The sequence below is a fragment of the Streptomyces sp. NPDC042100 genome (assembly GCF_055582325.1).
This window is the reverse complement of record NZ_JBVJDK010000009.1, coordinates 249628-265993: the sequence shown is the minus strand read 5'-3', so window position 1 is coordinate 265993 and position 16366 is coordinate 249628. Positions and strand designations below refer to the sequence as shown.

Sequence of the window (16366 nt, the reverse complement as noted above, 5' to 3'; positions counted from 1 at the left end):
CGAAGGTATACGGGCGGCGGGGGCGGAGCGTCAGAGCCAGCCGGCCCGCTCGGCGAGCACACCCGTCTCGAACCGGCTGCGGGCGCCCAGGCGTTGGGAGATCGTGGACATCATCCGGCGGGTGGTGCGCAGCGAGAGGCCGAGCTTGCGGGCGGCGACCTCGTCGGTGTGGCCCTTCTGCAGCAGGCGGAGGAGCTCGATCTCCTGCTGGGTGGGCTCGTCGGCGGCGGGCTGCTGACGGCCGTGCAGCGGGGCGGCGCTCTCCCAGACCATCTCGAAGAGGGCGAGCAGGGCGGTGACGACGCCGGGGGCGCGCAGGATGACGGCGCCGGCCCGGGTGTCCTCGGGGCTGACCGGAAGGAGCGCGACGTTCCGGTCGGCGATGAGCATCCGCAGCGGGAGCGAGGGCGTGGTCCGGATCTCGCCGCCCAGCTCGGAGAGCCAGCGGGCGTACTCGGTGGTGGCGCGGTCGTTGCGGACGCTGTCGAGGTAGATGGTGCGCAGCGCCACCCCGGCGGCCAGGGACCGCTCGTCGAGCGGGCGGCTCGCCTCCAGCGCCTCGGGGCTCTGGGCGCCGCCGGGCATGAAGGCGAGGATCTCGGTGGTGGCGTGCCGGGCGAGCTCGGACAGCCGGGCGCGCACCTCGTTGACGCCCTCCAGCTGCTCCAGACCGGCGTTCCCGTGCCGGGCGCGCTGCGAGGCGTAGATCGCGGTGAGCTCGGCGGTGGCGGCCCGCATGGCGGCCAACTCCAGTTGTTGCGAGTGTATTTCGGTCTCGCGACGGTGGATGTAGGCGGCGAGTCCCACTTCCGGACTTATCGGGGCGACGTCGGTGGCGTCCTTGGCGGGATAGAGCATGGACAATTCGGCGAGTTTGTCCAGACATCCGCGGACGGTCGACTCGGCGGCCCCGAGTTCCTCGGCGATCTCGGTGATCCCCCACCCCGGCTGGGTGATCACGAGCCGGTAGACGTCGACGCAGGTCTCGTCCTGCCCTATCAGCGACGCCAGCGACGAGGAACCGGCGCCCTGGCGCGTCCCTCCGCACGGGTCGGCGAAGCCCCCCATTTTCTCACCTTCAGTCATCGGGTCGATCTTTCGAACCAGGCGATCGCCCCGAATCAGTCGGCCCCGGAGTGGTCATTTCCGGCGAGGAGTCAGGGCACCCTTTCGGGTCAGTGACATTACAGGACGGGAGCACTACTGGATACTGCGTAAAAACCAGGTTTAGAAACCGGGAGCACGGGAACCGCCCGCGAATGATGAAAAGTAAATGAACGTCACCTGAGCAGGTCAGACCCCCCGGATACCCCGCCCCCCTATCCCCCGCATCCCCCTATCCCGCCCTCCTTCCCTCCCTCGTCGCAGCCCCTCGCCGCCCCTCTCCCCACGCCTCGCCCTACGCCTCGCCTACGCCTCTCCGAGGAGGCGCCCGACCCGCTCGGCGACATGGGCGGGCGGCTGGATCCCGCCGGCGAGGAGGGGGTCGGCGACGAGGGGCCCGAAGCGGGTGACGAGGGGCAGTTCCCCGGCCCAGAGCCCGAGCGCGGCGTCGGGGGAGTCGCCGTCGTCGGGCGGCCCGGCGGCGATCTTGACGGAGGCCTCGGTCAGGTCGAGGGCCACCAGGGAGGTCGCGGCGAGCTCCTTGCGGCTGGGCCGCCGGGCGTACTCCCACTGTCCCGGGGTGGCCCGCTCGGTGAGGGCGCGCAGCCCGCGCAGCTTCTCGTCGGGGTCGGTGACGATCCGGGGAACGCCGTAGACCATCGCGCACCGGTAGTTGACCCCGTGCTCGAAGACGGACCGGGCGAGGACGAGCCCGTCGACGTGGGTGACGGTGACGCACACGACCCCGTCGGGCGCCTGGACGAGACTCCGGCTGGCGACGGACCCGTGCACGTAGAGCTGATCGCCCTCGACCCCGTACACCGTGGGCACGACCATCGGGGCCCCGTCGACGACCACACCGAGGTGACAGAGGAACCCGGCGGCGAGCACGGCGTCGAGATCCTCCCGCCGATGGCTCCCCTTCTCCCGCATCCGCCGCAGCCGCGTCCGCTCGGTGACCTCCATGCCGCTCCCCCTCCACCCGCTCCGTGACGATCTTCCAGCGAGTGCGATCCAACCCCGCGAGGACCAGAATGAAAAGAGCGGACTTCGCGAAGCCACCGGTCACGGGGGTCAGGCGAGGAGGACGGCCATGGACTACCCGCTGCTGAACACCTTCTGGACGATCATGTGGGTCTTCCTGTGGATCCTGTGGTTCATGCTGCTGTTCCGGATCATCGCGGACATCTTCCGCGACGACGGGATGGGCGGCTGGGGCAAGGCCGGCTGGACCGCCTTCGTCGTCCTCCTCCCCTTCCTGGGCTGCCTCGTGTACCTGATCGCCCGGGGCAAGGACATGGGGATGCGCGAGGTACAGCGGGCGCGCGGCCAGGAGCGGGAGTTCCAGGAGTACATCCGGGCGGCGGCGACGGCCAACGCGCCGGCACCGGGCGGCGGCCACGCCGACCAGCTGGCGAAGCTGGCCGACCTGAAGGACCGGGGCGCGATCAGCCCGGAGGAGTACGCGCGCGCCAAGGAGAAGGTGCTGGCCGGCTGACCGCGGAAGGAGCGGAGAGCCATGACCGAACAACCTCGGACGGGGACGACGGGGGCGGGGACGACAGCGACGGGGACGACGAGGACCACGGCGGAGAAATGGGCCTCGGGAGGCACCGTCTTCGGCGGCGTGGTGCTGAGCGTGATCGGCGTCCTGGACATCTTCCAGGGCATCGCGGCCATCGCGAAGGACGACGTCTACACCCGGGTCGGCGACTACGTCTTCAAGTTCGACCTGACCGCGTGGGGCTGGATCCACCTGATCATCGGCATCCTGGCCGTCCTGGTGGGCCTCGGCCTCCTGAAGGGCGCGAGCTGGGCCCGCGCCGCGGGCGTCGGCATCGCCGCCCTCACGATCATCACCAACTTCATGTGGCTGCCGTACACCCCCTGGTGGGCGCTCATCCTGATCGCGGTGTCGGTCTTCGTCATCTGGTCCCTGTGCAAGGACTGGGGCCACGAACACGGCTGACACGCGCCACCACGGGCCGTCCCGTCTCCGGACACAGCGGTTCGGTCAACCTCGGGACACGGCCGCACCCCCGGGAGCACACTGAAGCCCCGGACAGGCCCTCGGCGGCGAACAGGGGTGCCCCGCATGGCGCGTGACGAGCTCTTCGTACCCACCGGATGGTCACGGCGCTGGCTGGACGCGGCCCTCGCGTTATGGGTCGTCGGCTTCCTGGGCGTGGCGCTCGCCGCGCACGGCGGCCAGCGGGACACGGACGCCGCCGCCTCGTCGGCCCAGCGCACGGCCCCGGGCCGGCCGGGACCGGTGCGGGTGGCCGAGGACGCCGACTACCTGGTCTGGATCGAGAGCCGCACGGACCTGCGCCGCCCGCCCGTGCTGGAGGCCGCCACGCACGGCACCGGCCGCCGCAAGGCCGCGACCACCCTGGTCTCGGTCTCCGCCGCCGGCGGGCGCCCCGTCGCCAAGGAGGCCCTGCGCGCCCCGACGCTGAGCGAGGCGGTCGACCACCGCTACTGGTACGCGGACGAGGGCGGCCACTGGCAGGGCTGGCCCACCACGACGGTCCGCCTGAAGCCCGGCACGTACACCCTGGACACCTCGCTGCGCGGCCCCGGCGTCCGGCTGGCCGTCGCGAAGCGGACCCCGGCGGAGCAGGACGCCCAGCCGGCCCTCTTGGCCGTGGCGGGCGGCGGCGCGGTGCTCTGGCTCTTCACCGTCCTGCGCCGCCGGAGCATCGACCGGCGGACCCTGGCCCCGGACGCACCGGTCCTGGCGAACTGACACGAAGGGGGAGCGCCATGTCGGACGACTACCAGATCAAGGGCATGTACACGTACGCCGGCGACCAGGAACTCCGGGACGCCTACCAATGGGGCGGCGACGCGGGAGCGGGCCGCGAACTCGCCTACCGAGACCGGCGGGACGCGGAGGCGGCCGGGGCATGGCGGGGCACGGCACCACCCCCGGCCGGCGGGCCCGGCGGCAGGATCGGCGACGGCGCGTTCCTGATCCCGGCGCTGCTGCTCACCCCGATCGCGATCCTCGGCCTGGTCCTCCGGGGGCTGGCCTCGGGCGTCGACAGCCTGACGTACGACTCGCCGCTGGCCTTCCTCTTCCCCGTCCCCGGCGACGGCCCGGCCCGCTTCGCGCTCTCCCTGATCACCCTGCTGCTGCTCATCCCCGGCAGTCTCCTGTGGACCTCCCGCAGACTCCGGACCACGAGACTGCGCCCCCTCGGCACCTGGCTGCTGTCCCCCGCGGCGGTCCTGCTGGTGCCCGTGGTGGTCTACGTCGCCGTCAGCACGTTCACCGCCGACGTCGTCAGGCTGGGCGGATGAAGCCGCCCGCCCGCCTCGCGGCCCTGGTCACCGCCCGCCGCCTGCCGGCCGTACTGGCCGCCGCCGGGGCCGTGCTGATGCTGCTGAGCGCCGTACTGCCCTGGCTGGCGGGCCCCGACAGCACCGCCATGCCCTACGGATACGCGGCGGACCCGGCCACCGGCACCCCCTCCCTCGGCTCCCGGGCGGGCCTGCGGGGCGGCGACGCCCTGGCCGTCCTCGCCGCGGGCGCCCTCGCCCTCTGGCCGGCCGGCCTGCTGCCGCTCGGCCGAGGGCGCACGGTCCACCGCGTGACCCTGGCCGGAGCCGCCGCACTGGGCGCGGCCTGGGCCGCCCTGAACCTCGCCGAGACCGGCACCGTCCGCGACCGCGCCGGCCGCCTCCCGGACCTCACGACAGGCCCGGGCCCGTACCTCACCCTGCTGGCCGCCCTGCTCCTCCTGGCGGCGGCCGTCCTGGCCCGCCCCGACCCCTTCGCGGAACTGCACGTCCGCACCCTGCGCGCCAACCGCCTCTGGAACAACGGCCGCTACGGCGAGGCCCTGGAACTCCAGCAGCGCACCCTCCGCGCCGCCCACCGCTCCCCGGGCCCGGCCCACCCGGCCACGACGAGCGCCGCGATGAGCCTGGCCAGGATGTACCTCTGGGCCGGCCACCCGAACCGCGCCGCCCGCCTCGCCCACGAAACCACGGAAGCCGCCACCCCCTGGACCACCACCCACCCGGACGCGTACCGCCGCCTCCAGTCGGACATAGCCGAACTCTTCAACTGAGCCCGGGGCCCCGGAAACCAGAAAACCCCAGGTCAGAGTGAATCTGACCTGGGGTTCAGTCTGAGCCGCCTTCGGGATTCGAACCCGAGACCTACGCATTACGAGGCCCCACAAGATCATCCCGCCTGGTGCCGGGCCGTGTCACAGAATCCCGTTTCCCCAGGTCAGAGCCCTACGCCCTGAAACCCACGTGCCGCTCAATCCACCCTGTTCCACCCCGTCCGCTCACGCACCGCTCACGCAGATCGCCGCAAGGAGCTTCCGGCATGCGACACCGCGGGCACCCAGACCACATCTCGCAAAGTGTGACGTAGCGCACCTATCAAAGCTAGGCTGAACAGCCTTGCACAGGGCGGCTGTTGGGAGCGTTGGTGAACAAAGGCGGGCAGGGCGGCATGCCTCTGGAAGTGCAGCACATCAGGAGTGCCTTGCTTCGAGAATTTCAACACCGGATCTCCATGGACGATTTCAAAAAGAAGGACCCCAAAGAGCACGAGACAGCACTATTGTCACGGGCGGTATCGGCCAAGGCGGCCCGTATTCTCGCGGACTGCAACTCAGATGAGGCGGCGGCTGGAGTAATCGACGGCCGAGACGACTTCGGAATTGATTGCGTCGCATTCTCCGCCTCAGGCTCCGAACTCTGGCTAATCCAGGCCAAATGGAAGGACAAAGGGACAGCCGGGTTCGACACAGAAGCCGCCCTTAAACTAGTACACGGCCTGAAGAAATTCGACAATCGGGATCTCGATCATTTCAACGAGCGATTGCAGCTCCTGGCGGATCGCGTACACGGTGTCCTAAGGCTCCCAACCTGCAAGGTCAACCTGGTTGTGGCACTCATGGGCGATGGTCGACTCTCCGCAGAAACTCGCAATATCCTTGACGAGGCTGCTCAAGAATTTGGCGGGCTCGGGCGCACTGTCGAGTACCAGGTTGTGGATCAGAGAGACTTCCATCGGGCGATCCGAGAGGACCTCGAGCCGCAGCCGATCACGCTCAGGGCGACCATGGATCGGGAATGGTACACCCGCGAAACCCCGTTCAAGGCGGTAATCGGCGAGGTCAGCGCTGATCAGCTGGCGAGTTGGTACGGCGGAAAAGGCGATAGCGCCGGACATGAAAAAGGACACGGCGAGCGCCTATACGATCGAAATGTCCGCCGCTCTTTGGGGCTTACTGGCGTCAACCAAACAATGGTGGACTCCATGTTGGAGGACCCTGAAGGATTCCTCTATCGACACAACGGCATCACAGTGCAGTGCGACCGGATCGAGCAGGAATACCATTCCAAGCGAGCAGTAGGCCAGCCGACCACTCTAACCCTGACCAACGCCAGCGTGGTCAACGGAGCACAGACAGTCACCTCAGCGTTCCGCGCGAATGAGATCAACCCCGAGGCGGTCGCGGAAGCCTACATCCTGGTGCGGATCATCTCCCTCGAGGGTGCACCTGAAGGCTTCGGGCGTTCCATCACCAAAGCCACCAATACGCAAAACCACATGGAACGACGGGACTTCATCGCAATCGATGCGGTCCAAAGTGAAATCCAGAAAGATTTCCGCCTCTCACTGGACAAGGAATACGTATTTCGACGGGGCGAGTTGGATCCTGCTCCTGAGTCGGGCTGCTCAGTCACAGAGGCCGCCATGGCTCTCGCCTGCATGCACCGGGACTCATCACTTGCCGTGCGAGTCAAGGGTTCCACAAACGCACTCTGGATCGAGGGGCCAGGCGGGGCTTATACCCGGTTGTTCGGGCAGCAGCCGGGTGCCCAGCAGATCTGGCGCGCCGTCCAAGTATTCCGGATCGTGCGTGACCAATTGACAGAGCTGCGGACCAAGCTCGCTGGCCGCCCCGCCGCAGTGGCAGACAACGGCGCACTTCTTGTTGCCCACATGGTCTTCCAACGCATCGGCAGGGGCAGCCTCGACGAGTCAGATGGCGAATGGAATGACGTCCTTGCCGGGGTGCCAGAACAGGTCCTTGCCGTACTGGTGTGCCTGATCAGCATGGTCGACACCCTCTTTACGAGCAAGAGTTACGTGACCAGCACCTTCGCCAGCCAGGAACGCTGTGCACAGCTCGTTGCCGCTGTCCTCAGCATGCTTGAGGGCGGAACCGGACCAGAATCCCCCATGAAACGGAAGGCCCTCCTGGAGGGTGCCGTACAGAGCCGACAGCGACGACCCCAGACGGTTCGATTGCTCGTCGACTACGAAGCAATTAAGGACAGCACCCCCCTCGAATATGCACCTAGCGCCGCGGAGGAGCTAGCCATCGGCAGCTGGCTCGACGCAGACCCTCGGCGACGTCGAGCCAGCTGGGTGAACGACCGGAAAACTCCGATCCTCTGGGAGGCCGACGGCCGACGCTACTCGCCGACTGGGCTGGTCTCCCATATTTGGAACGAAGCCGATTGGAAGGAGCAGTGGAGCGCTGTCCAGGGACCCAAGCAGTGGCGGGTACCGGGCGAGGGAACACTCGTAGAGATCGCTGAGCGACTCTGGCGGCGGATTGCTGCCGGGGACGGGATGGAGGACCGGAATTTGGAGTGATTCCCTCCACCCGTGGGCTCCACGACGGCTGGCCAGCTTGCCGAGCCAGCCGTCGTGGAGCCCTGTCCGCCTACTCACCACTCACGTGTCCGGCCGCGCCGGCCAGCAACTCCCACCTGCTCAGCAGCAGGGATTGCCTCCCACCACCGGGGGTGGTCCAGCTTGCCAGCACCGCCGATTTGAGACACCCGGCACTTCCCTGGCCATCAGCTGGACTCAGCCTCGACATCCAGTCGCACACCGTGGAATGCGCCAGCGATGATGCTGTCCAGGCCCTTACCATCGCCGACTACCTCAGCCACGACCTTGCCCAGCTCCCCGGGAGCAGCGAGCAGCATGTCCAGGACGCGATCGCGAACCTTCTCGGACTTCAGGAAGTTCTCCAGGCTGTTTTCCAATGCTCGCGACCTCAGAACCTCGTCGGACTTCGCAGCGTTGATCACGAGGGCCATCAGGCCAGCGACCGCCGACTCCGACAGGTCGTCAAACAGGTTGTTAAGGGTGTCGATGACTTCCAGCAGCGGGACCATCTTGGGGTCCTTGACCCTGGCCGTACCCAGCGCGCTGGGGCCTGAGAGGTTGTAGCCCTTCTTGGTGACCGAAGCGTTCGTGGTCCCCTTGTCCTTCTGCTCGATCGCAACCAGTCGGGCGCTGGAGATATCAACCTCGTCATGGGCTCGCTCGGCCTTGATCCACTGGGCAAGCTCCCGACAGAAGGCGCAGAGGTCTTCTAGCGGTGAGCCGGAGTAGTCGTACACCTGGGACAGGAAGTCGTATAGGCGCACGAACGAGGAGGTGTTCTTGCGAAACTGCTCGAGCCGTTCCACGGCCTGCGTATCGTCGTCGGCTTGGGCCTGAGCCCATGCCTGGGCGAACCGGTTCTGCGGCCGGCTCATTGCTGCGGTGATCTCGTTGCGATCACCGCGTTCGGCGCCCTGGACGAACTGAGTCACGTCCTGGGCATCGAAGATGCCGAAGGTTCGCAGCCCCAACGCCAACACATGCAGCTGATTGGGGTCGGTCTCGGTCTCAATTTCGGCCTCTTCGTAGAACTGCGCGAACGCCGCCTGGATGTCCGTGGGCTCGTTCGTAAAGTCCAGGATGAACACCCGGTCCTTGACCATGCCGCCAGACCGGAAGGTGCGGTTTAGGCGTGAGAGCGTCTGCACTGCCTGGATGCCATCGAGACGCTTGTCGACATACATCGCGCACAGCAGTGGCTGGTCAAACCCCGTCTGGAATTTGTCCGCGGCTATCATCACGCGGTAGTTCGGCTCGGCGAACGCCTCGGCCAGGTCCGGGCCGGCACCCGGGTTCATCTTGGCCTCGGAGACCTCATCGTGGATGCCGTACTCCGGGTCATCGAGGGTGCCGGAGAACGCGACCAAGGTACCCAGGTCATAGCCCTTGGACTTGATGTGTTTGTCGATCGCCAACTTGTACCGCAGCGCGTGCTTGCGCTCGGAAGTGACGATCATAGCCTTGGCATGGCCGCCCAGCAGGCCCGCCACGTTGGCCCGGAAGTGCTCGACGATGATCTCGACCTTCTGAGCGATGTTCGTCGGGTGCAGCCGCACGAAACGCTTGAGGGCCTTGGCTGCGGCGGTCTCGTCGACGAGGTTGTCCTCCTCGTCGACGGAGACGTTGACGCCGTTCTTCTTGATCGCCTCGGCGATCTGGTAGACGGTCCCATAGCTCTGGTAACGCGGCAGAACATCCAGGATGAAGCCCTCCTGGATGGCCTGCTTCATCGAGTAGACGTCGAACGCGGACGGCTTCGCCTCAGGCGTTACGCGGCGCCCGAACAGCTCGATGGTCTTGGCCTTCGGGGTAGCGGTGAACGCAAAGAACGACACGTTTGGAGTCGGCATGTCGGCCAGTGCGTTGATCGTGTCCTCGGCGTCCACCTCCACACCCTCGTCCAATTCCTGCCCACCGGAACGCAACACCTGACGAACCTTCTTGGCCGTTGCGCCGGCCTGAGAAGAGTGCGCCTCGTCCGCGATGACCGCGAAACGGTGGCCGGTCAGCGAATCCTCCTCGGAGAGGAGCTTGAGTACAGCTGGAAAGGTCTGGATGGTCACCACGACGATGCGGCGGCGGTCCTGTAGGGCCTTGAGCAGCGCACGGGACTTGGAGCCTTCGCCGGTGCGGGCCTTCTTGTCGACGTTGTAGACGTAGTCAGGCTTGCCTTCGATCTGCAAGATCGCCCGCTGCATCTGGTCATCCAGCACCGTGCGATCTGTGATCACTAGGACCGTGTCGAACGTCTTGCGGCCGGTTTGATCGTGCAGGTTCGACAGGTGGTGCGCTGTCCATCCGATGGTGTTCGTCTTGCCCGATCCTGCCGAGTGTTGGATCAAGAAACGGCCACCAACGCCTTCAGCTTCGATCTGGTCGATCATCCGCGAGACGGCCTTCCACTGGTGGAAGCGCGGGAAGATCACACTGGTTGACGTCTTGCGCTCACGTGTGATCGCGTTCGTGACGGCCTTGACGTCCACGAACAGCATGGACCCGAGGATCTCCAGCCAGGTGTCACGGGCCATGACCTGCTCCCACAAGTACGCGGTGGCCGGCCCGTCCTCGTTGACTGTGTTGCCCGCTCCCCCGTCGCTGCCCATGTTGAATGGGAGGAAGTGGGTGTTCTCACCCTCGAGGTGGGTCGTCATCCGAACCTCAGACTCGGTGACCACGAAGTGCACGAGCGCTCCGGTACCGAAGGCCAGCAGTGGCTCTCCCTTGGGATGGCGATCCTGGGCGTACTGCTTGACCGCAGCGTCAATGGACTGCTTGAAGTTGGTCTTCAACTCGAACGTGGCCACAGGGATGCCGTTGACGAACGCGACCAGGTCGATGCTGTCGTGTGGCCTCTGCCGGGAGTAATGCACTTGCCGCATGATCCGCAGGCGCACCTTGTCGTAAGCGGCCACGCGGGTGGCGTTCGTAGGGTCGGAGGGCCGCCACTGCACCATCTTCAGTTCGTCGCGCAGCCCAACTGGGACGTCCGATCGCAGCAGCTGGAGGGTCCCGCCCGGGCCGCCACCTCTGTTGTCGAGCGGCGTCGAGCGCAACTGCACGATCAGGTCCAGCAACGCCTGTTCTGCCTCTTGGGCCCGCGGGCCAGAACCGATGCCACGCTGCCACGCCTGTGGGTCCTGGTCCTGAAACCACCCGACGACATCATCCGGAAACAGGGCACGTTCGGCGTCGTACCCCTCGCCGTTGGGCGAATACAGCCACCCGCTGGCAGCCAAGTACTCACAGATGCGCTTCTCGAACTCCGACTCGTACGTCAGGTCCACCAACGCTCAAACCTCCATCGGGATGTCCATCTGGCCGGTCACGGCCGCCGTGATGAGCGCCCTACGACGCTCCCTGGCGAGTTCGATGTGCCGCTGCGTCTTTGCGATCAAAGTGTCGATGTCTGCAATTTCAGCGTCCAGACGTTTGAGGACGCGACACTGTTCAGCGATCTCGGGAACATCCATTGGGAGATTGACAATTTCATCCCGTGTGATGTTCAGCATCGATGAGCTCGCGCCAGTAGCATTCATCTCGATCAAGTCCCTGATTCGCCGGCTAGCCATCAGATAGGCGACATAACGCGGCAAAGCCTTGGACCCGTCAAGGGCAAGGGCGTAAAGCTTGTCGCTTAGCATCAGCCGCGGATAATCCCCAGATACCACTGCTGCGCTACCGACTAGGTCGCGAGTGTTAGCTCGCGAGACCACGAGATCGCCACGCCGCACAACGGTCGATGGTCGCGGCACCAGATCTTCTGGCAGTTCCTTGTTTTCCTCCGGGCGGAATACCCCACGGTTGGCTGCCCCTGCCTTCAGAACTGCCCAGGTCTGGATACCATCACCAGGCCACGGAAGGCACTGCGGGCTCCAGCCCTGCCGAATGGACTGCACCAGGTGCTTCAGCCGTGTACCAGGCACCGCTGGCACGACCCCTGCAAGCTCATGCTCCACGACAGCTTGGCGTCGTTCCTGCAGCAGTCCAACGAACCGGTCCTGCGCAGCAATGAGCCTGTCAATCTCCCCTGTCTCGCGATCCAGATGATCAGCAATGAAGCGTTGCTCTGGACCGGAGGGAAGCGGTATGGGAATAGCGGCCAGCTTCTCGGCCGTCAGATGCGGCATGGAGACGACGTTGCAGTATCTCCGAATGAATCCAGTAGCACGGAGGGCGATCAGATAGTAGGCGAGAAATCGTCCATCGTTATCCCCGTTCGACCGGATGCGGTTAATCGAGTTCTGGAACCCCCACCCATCGAGGTCTCCACGGATGTACGCGGCACGTCCGAAGCCACCCTGTCCGCCCTCGACCACGACCACGTCGCCCTGGCGGAGGGTGAGGTCGCGCAGCTCTCGGGGGGAGAACCACATTTCCTTGACGTCATCCAACGCGAGGACACCATCAGGCTGGACGTTGGCCGCCCTCATGTACGCAGCAAGGACATCCTGGCCAGTGTCTTTTGTCTGCAGCATCTTGCCCAGAGTGACGCTACCCAGATGCTTAACCTGGCCGATTGCCCATGGCGGATTGGTGTCTCCCCAAGGAAGGGGGGTGCTCACTTGCTCTCCTCCACCTTGCGAAGCAGGCCGAGGATCTCCTGCAGGGAATCCTCGAGGTCAGCGTCGATCTCAGAAAGGCTTCGCGGGGGAACGTACTTGTAGAAGTGGCGGGGGAAGGGGATCTCGTAGCCCACCTTGGTCTTGGAGTAGTCAACCCAAGCGTCATCGAAGTGCGGCTTGACCTCCTTCGTGAAGTACGCCTTGGTGGCGGCGTCCTTAGCGTCATGGCCCTTGGCGTGCCCACCCCAGCCGAAGGGAACGATCTCAGAGTCACGAAGGGAGATGTCAGGCTCCGGCTCACCCTTGTTCTTGCCGGACTGGACACGGCAGATCTCGGCATTCTCGTCGCGCTCGCCGAGGGTCTGCCACAGCGCCTTGCGCTGCGCGGAGGTCAGGCCAATTCCGCAGGAACCGAAGTGCTTGCCCAGGTCATTGAGGAAGTCCTCGCGGTTGAGGTACTGGCCCCCGTTGAAAGACTTCAGGGAATCGATGAGGCCGTCGATCTTGCCGAGGGTCTTGTGCTCAGAAACCAGGGCTACACGTTCGGGTGTGGTCTCGAAGTTCAGACGAAGGGGCCGCTCGACCGTGATCTGCCAGAAGGCGAAGTCTAGATTGTCGAAGATCTTGGATGTGTCCGAGGACTCCATGTCCGCATACTGTTGCAGCACCCTCTCGCGAGCGACATCCCCAACTTCAACTCGCTTAGAGCCCACGGACTTACGCATCTTGACGCCCAGCGCAGTCGCATCGACAAGCTGTACCTTACCCTTACGCTCGGGGCGCTTGGCATTGTCGAAGATCCACAGATAGGTAGCGATGCCAGTGTTGTAGAACATGTCGTTCGGCAGCGCCACGATGGCTTCGATCAGATCGTTTTCTAGCAGCCACCCGCGGATCTCGCTGGAGCCGGACCCAGCGGCACCGGAGAACAGCGGCGAGCCGTTAAGGACGATGCCGGCTCGAGCACCGCCGTCCTCGCTGTCGGCCGGGTTCATCTTGGCGATGGCATGTTGCACGAAAAGCAGGGCCCCGTCCGAAGTGGGGGGAAGGCCAGCGCCGAAGCGACCACCGAAGCCCCTCTTGTGCTCCTGTTCTACAACCTCGGCATCGTTCTTCCAGTCCACGCCGTACGGCGGGTTGGACAGAATGTAGTTGAACGTATCGTCCGGGAACTTGTCCTTGACCAGGGTGTTGCCCAGCACGATGTTCTGGGGGTTCTGCCCCTTGGCCAGCAAGTCGGAACGGCACAGGGCGTAGGACTCGGGACGCAGCTCCTGCCCGTACAAGACGAGCTCGGCGTCAGGATTCATGCGGTGCAGGTGTTCCTCTGCCACGCTGAGCATGCCCCCGGTACCGACGGTGGGGTCATAGATACTGCGGATCGCTTCGCCGGACAGGCCGTCGTCATCCTCGGCAAAGAGCAGGTCGACCAGCAGGTTGATAGCGTCGCGTGGAGTGTAATGATCGCCGGACTCGGCGTTGGAGGACTCGAAGTCCATGTAGATGAGATGCTCGAACAGCTCGCCCATCTTGGAGTTCGGCACGGCATCGGGGGACAGATCGAGGTCGCGGAACTGGCGGACGATCGTGGGGAGGATGCCACCCTTCTTCATCCGGTCGATGTGCCGAGGCAAGTCGAAGTTCGTGAAAACGTCGATGTCTTTACTGAACCCGTACACGTATTCCAACAGGTCATCGACCATGTCCTTGCCGGAGTCATATACCGAGGCCAGGGTGTGTTCGGTCGTGTTGTAGAACTTCACGCCACCGGTGACAGACTTGATCATCTTAACGCGCACAGTCTCGTTCGACTGAGTGGCAATGAGCTCAGCGACCCGGGCGCGCTGGGGCGCCATCACGCACTCCAAGCGGCGCAGGATCGTCATGGGCAGGATGACGTCACCGGCCTCATTGCGGGCATAGACGCCGCGCAGGGTGTCTGCAATTGCCCAGACGTCCTTCTTCAGGTCGACCACTTGCGTTTCCTTCCGGGCGCGAATGCACAGGGGGCGCCCACTGAGGGCTGATCAGTGAGGTGCCAGCTCACGGTCAAAAATGTAGATGGTGCCATCGACAGGATCGAGACCACTTGGGCGATACGGTCCGGTTTGGCCGAAAGGTGCATTCGAGTTGGGTACGCACCTAGCACTCCCTCGACGTGAAGGAAGTCACATCGAGGGCGTACATGCCTGGCCGAGGCACTTTACGACGGTGCCGCAAACGAGGCAGCCAGCCCCTGTAGCGCGGCGCCACGAATCACACTTTGATCGCTCGCGGATCTGACTGGCCTGACCCCGTCGCTGGCGTCTCGCCGTGCTCCAGGTAGGCAGTCAGACCCCACCCTCGGGCTTTGATGCCAGCAGCGATGCGGCGCGCGAGGCGGGGGATTGTGAGGTCCGGCACCTGGTCGGCGTCGTGGAAGTCGTAGCCGCGGAGCTCGTCCGCTTGCAGGGCGATCTGTCGGCGGTCGTCGGCGGTCAGACAGCCGCCGTCGAAGAGGTAGAGGACCTTGTCTCCCTCGCCGGGGTTCGGTGCCCAGTCGACGACCAAGAGGCGGCCGATGTGCGGCGTGATGCCGAGTTCCTCCTGGACCTCGCGCACACACGCCTGTCGGGGCGACTCCCCCTCCTCGACGTAGCCACCGGGGATGTCGCGGTAGTCCTTGTAGGACGGCTCGACGAGGAGGACTCGATCTTCTTCGTCGAAGAAGAGAGCGCCGGCTGCCATGCGGGGGCGGGCCATCTTCGCTTCGTGCTCGTTCTCGCTCACGGTTCGGACTCTAGCCGCCCGCGACAATGCCTAGTCTGCGGGCCAGGTCTGCGACGGGATGGGCAGGCCGGCCCCTGGTACCGCGAATCCAGCCGATGACCAGCTCCCGGCTCAGGTAGTGGTGGCGCACCTGCTCGGGGGCGGCGTGTTCCGCTTCCAGCAGGACGGCCAGGGCTTCGTCGGTGCGGTTCCAGGAGCTCAGCGCCCTGGCGACTTCGAGACTGTGCCGTACGCGTCGCTCCACGGGCAGGGCAGTCGTGTCGATTCGTGAGCCCAGGTCCGCAGCAATCTGGATGTCGCCGAGTTCGCCGGCGGTGGCCACGCAGTGGATGGCCACGTTGGTCGGGCCGAAGGCCGTCCACATGTGGTTGGCGTCGGCGCCGAGTCGTTGGGCGGTCTCGTTCGCCTCGCGGAGGAAGGTCTGCGTGGTCGCCCGGTCTTCTGCCCGTGCGGCGGCCATCGCGCCGGTGAGGAACAGCGTGCCGTACACCGAGAGGTACTCGTCGTTGGCGTTGCCCAGCTCCGGCTGCATGACGGCTGCCGCGTCGTTCACCAGCTGGACCGCGGCTGTGAAGCGGCCGGTGGCCAGGAGGCAGTGCGTGACCGCGCGGAAGAGCGATCCCGTAACTTCACTGCGGCCGCTGAGCTGCGCAGCTGCCAGACCGCGATCCGCGGCGATCCATGCCAGCTCGGACTCTCCGACCTTGCCCAGCACCATGGCGGCGCCGTGGTAGGCGAGAGCGAGCAGGGCATGGGACTCCTCCGCCTCGTGCCCCGAGTAGGCGCGGGACGCGGTGAGGGCATCGGCCAGAACAAGGGGGAGACGTCGGGTGGCGAAGCCGTACCGAGATGCCTGGTAGGCATCGAGCACGTCGCCCACGTTGCCTCGAAGGTCCGGCAGGGCAGGCGGTTCCTCGCCGCTGGCGGCTCCGAGTAAAGGGGCAAGCTGCTTGTAGTCCATGAGCGTTTCCCGCAGCGCTGGAACCGTGCGGTGACCGCTGTCGGCCGACCACTCCATGAGGGCCGGCTCGGCAAGCAGGTCTCCAAGGGAGACATCGAGGGCGTCGGCGAGTGAGGTGATCACCGAGAGGCGATCGAGCTCGATCCGGTTGTTCTCCGCTTTGCTCAGCCAGTCCGTGGTACGGCCGACAAGGCCGGCCAACACCTCTTGGGACAGGCCGCGCCGACGCCGATACCAGGCGACGCGCTCGCCGATGGTCAGGTTCTCTGTCATACCTCGCATGTCCTGATCATCACCTCGTGGCCGAAGTGA

At 65.6% G+C, this 16366-nt stretch carries 13 protein-coding genes; 6 read left to right on the top strand and 7 right to left on the bottom strand.

Going from position 1 to position 16366, the window contains the following annotated elements; translation table 11 throughout:
• Positions 1-30: 30 nt before the first annotated feature.
• Both ACZ6J5_RS22080 and ACZ6J5_RS22075 read right to left on the bottom strand, forming a co-directional pair.
• Positions 31-1068, bottom strand: a complete 1038-nt coding sequence (locus ACZ6J5_RS22080) for a helix-turn-helix transcriptional regulator (RefSeq protein WP_469393987.1) — start codon at positions 1066-1068, stop codon at positions 31-33.
• A 342-nt stretch (positions 1069-1410) separates the two neighbouring features.
• Positions 1411-2070 (bottom strand): pyridoxamine 5'-phosphate oxidase family protein, encoded by a 660-nt coding sequence (locus ACZ6J5_RS22075; protein ID WP_469393985.1) that lies wholly within the window; start codon positions 2068-2070, stop codon positions 1411-1413.
• A 127-nt stretch (positions 2071-2197) separates the two neighbouring features.
• On the opposite strand from ACZ6J5_RS22075, the gene ACZ6J5_RS22070 reads away from it, so the two are divergent.
• From ACZ6J5_RS22070 to ACZ6J5_RS22045, 6 genes are all read left to right on the top strand, one after another.
• A complete protein-coding gene (locus ACZ6J5_RS22070) occupies positions 2198-2602 on the top strand; it encodes an SHOCT domain-containing protein (protein ID WP_469393983.1) in 405 nt (134 codons plus the stop codon).
• 21 nt (positions 2603-2623) lie between these two features.
• Positions 2624-3073 (top strand): DUF7144 family membrane protein, encoded by a 450-nt coding sequence (locus ACZ6J5_RS22065; RefSeq protein ID WP_469393981.1) that lies wholly within the window; start codon positions 2624-2626, stop codon positions 3071-3073.
• Between the two features lie 126 nt (positions 3074-3199).
• A complete protein-coding gene (locus tag ACZ6J5_RS22060; RefSeq protein ID WP_469393979.1) occupies positions 3200-3853 on the top strand; it encodes a hypothetical protein in 654 nt (217 codons plus the stop codon).
• Between the two features lie 17 nt (positions 3854-3870).
• Entirely contained in the window at positions 3871-4410 is a 540-nt protein-coding gene (locus tag ACZ6J5_RS22055) for a hypothetical protein (RefSeq protein ID WP_469393977.1), read from the top strand.
• On the top strand, positions 4407-5183 hold the full coding sequence (locus ACZ6J5_RS22050) for a tetratricopeptide repeat protein (RefSeq protein ID WP_469393975.1): 777 nt from the start codon (positions 4407-4409) through the stop codon (positions 5181-5183). The genes ACZ6J5_RS22055 and ACZ6J5_RS22050 overlap by 4 nt, the downstream gene beginning before the upstream one ends.
• Positions 5184-5578: 395 nt before the next feature.
• Positions 5579-7741, top strand: a complete 2163-nt coding sequence (locus ACZ6J5_RS22045) for an AIPR family protein (RefSeq protein ID WP_469393973.1) — start codon at positions 5579-5581, stop codon at positions 7739-7741.
• A gap of 206 nt (positions 7742-7947) precedes the next feature.
• Here the strand turns inward: ACZ6J5_RS22045 and ACZ6J5_RS22040 are convergent, their stop codons facing one another.
• From ACZ6J5_RS22040 to ACZ6J5_RS22020, 5 genes are all read right to left on the bottom strand, one after another.
• Complete coding sequence (locus ACZ6J5_RS22040) at positions 7948-11046, bottom strand: type I restriction endonuclease subunit R (protein WP_469393971.1); 3099 nt, start codon at positions 11044-11046, stop codon at positions 7948-7950.
• Between the two features lie 6 nt (positions 11047-11052).
• Entirely contained in the window at positions 11053-12324 is a 1272-nt protein-coding gene (locus tag ACZ6J5_RS22035; protein WP_469393969.1) for a restriction endonuclease subunit S, read from the bottom strand.
• Entirely contained in the window at positions 12321-14300 is a 1980-nt protein-coding gene (locus ACZ6J5_RS22030) for a type I restriction-modification system subunit M (RefSeq protein WP_469393967.1), read from the bottom strand. Before ACZ6J5_RS22030 ends, ACZ6J5_RS22035 begins: the two co-directional genes overlap by 4 nt.
• A gap of 280 nt (positions 14301-14580) precedes the next feature.
• On the bottom strand, positions 14581-15093 hold the full coding sequence (locus ACZ6J5_RS22025) for an NUDIX domain-containing protein (RefSeq protein ID WP_469393965.1): 513 nt from the start codon (positions 15091-15093) through the stop codon (positions 14581-14583).
• A 10-nt stretch (positions 15094-15103) separates the two neighbouring features.
• The gene (locus tag ACZ6J5_RS22020) at positions 15104-16327 is read right to left on the bottom strand and encodes a helix-turn-helix domain-containing protein (protein WP_469393964.1); all 1224 of its coding nucleotides are present in this window, start codon (positions 16325-16327) and stop codon (positions 15104-15106) included.
• Between the last annotated feature and the right edge of the window lie 39 nt (positions 16328-16366).

Excerpts from the sequence above, each read along its gene's own strand:
- ACZ6J5_RS22080 (WP_469393987.1), bottom strand. The coding sequence starts at position 1,068 with ATGGGGGGCTTCGCCGACCCGTGCGGAGGGACGCGCCAGGGCGCCGGT.
- ACZ6J5_RS22075 (WP_469393985.1), bottom strand. The coding sequence starts at position 2,070 with ATGGAGGTCACCGAGCGGACGCGGCTGCGGCGGATGCGGGAGAAGGGG.
- ACZ6J5_RS22070 (WP_469393983.1), top strand. The coding sequence starts at position 2,198 with ATGGACTACCCGCTGCTGAACACCTTCTGGACGATCATGTGGGTCTTC.
- ACZ6J5_RS22065 (WP_469393981.1), top strand. The coding sequence starts at position 2,624 with ATGACCGAACAACCTCGGACGGGGACGACGGGGGCGGGGACGACAGCG.
- ACZ6J5_RS22060 (WP_469393979.1), top strand. The coding sequence starts at position 3,200 with ATGGCGCGTGACGAGCTCTTCGTACCCACCGGATGGTCACGGCGCTGG.
- ACZ6J5_RS22055 (WP_469393977.1), top strand. The coding sequence starts at position 3,871 with ATGTCGGACGACTACCAGATCAAGGGCATGTACACGTACGCCGGCGAC.
- ACZ6J5_RS22050 (WP_469393975.1), top strand. The coding sequence starts at position 4,407 with ATGAAGCCGCCCGCCCGCCTCGCGGCCCTGGTCACCGCCCGCCGCCTG.
- ACZ6J5_RS22045 (WP_469393973.1), top strand. The coding sequence starts at position 5,579 with ATGCCTCTGGAAGTGCAGCACATCAGGAGTGCCTTGCTTCGAGAATTT.
- ACZ6J5_RS22020 (WP_469393964.1), bottom strand. The coding sequence starts at position 16,327 with ATGACAGAGAACCTGACCATCGGCGAGCGCGTCGCCTGGTATCGGCGT.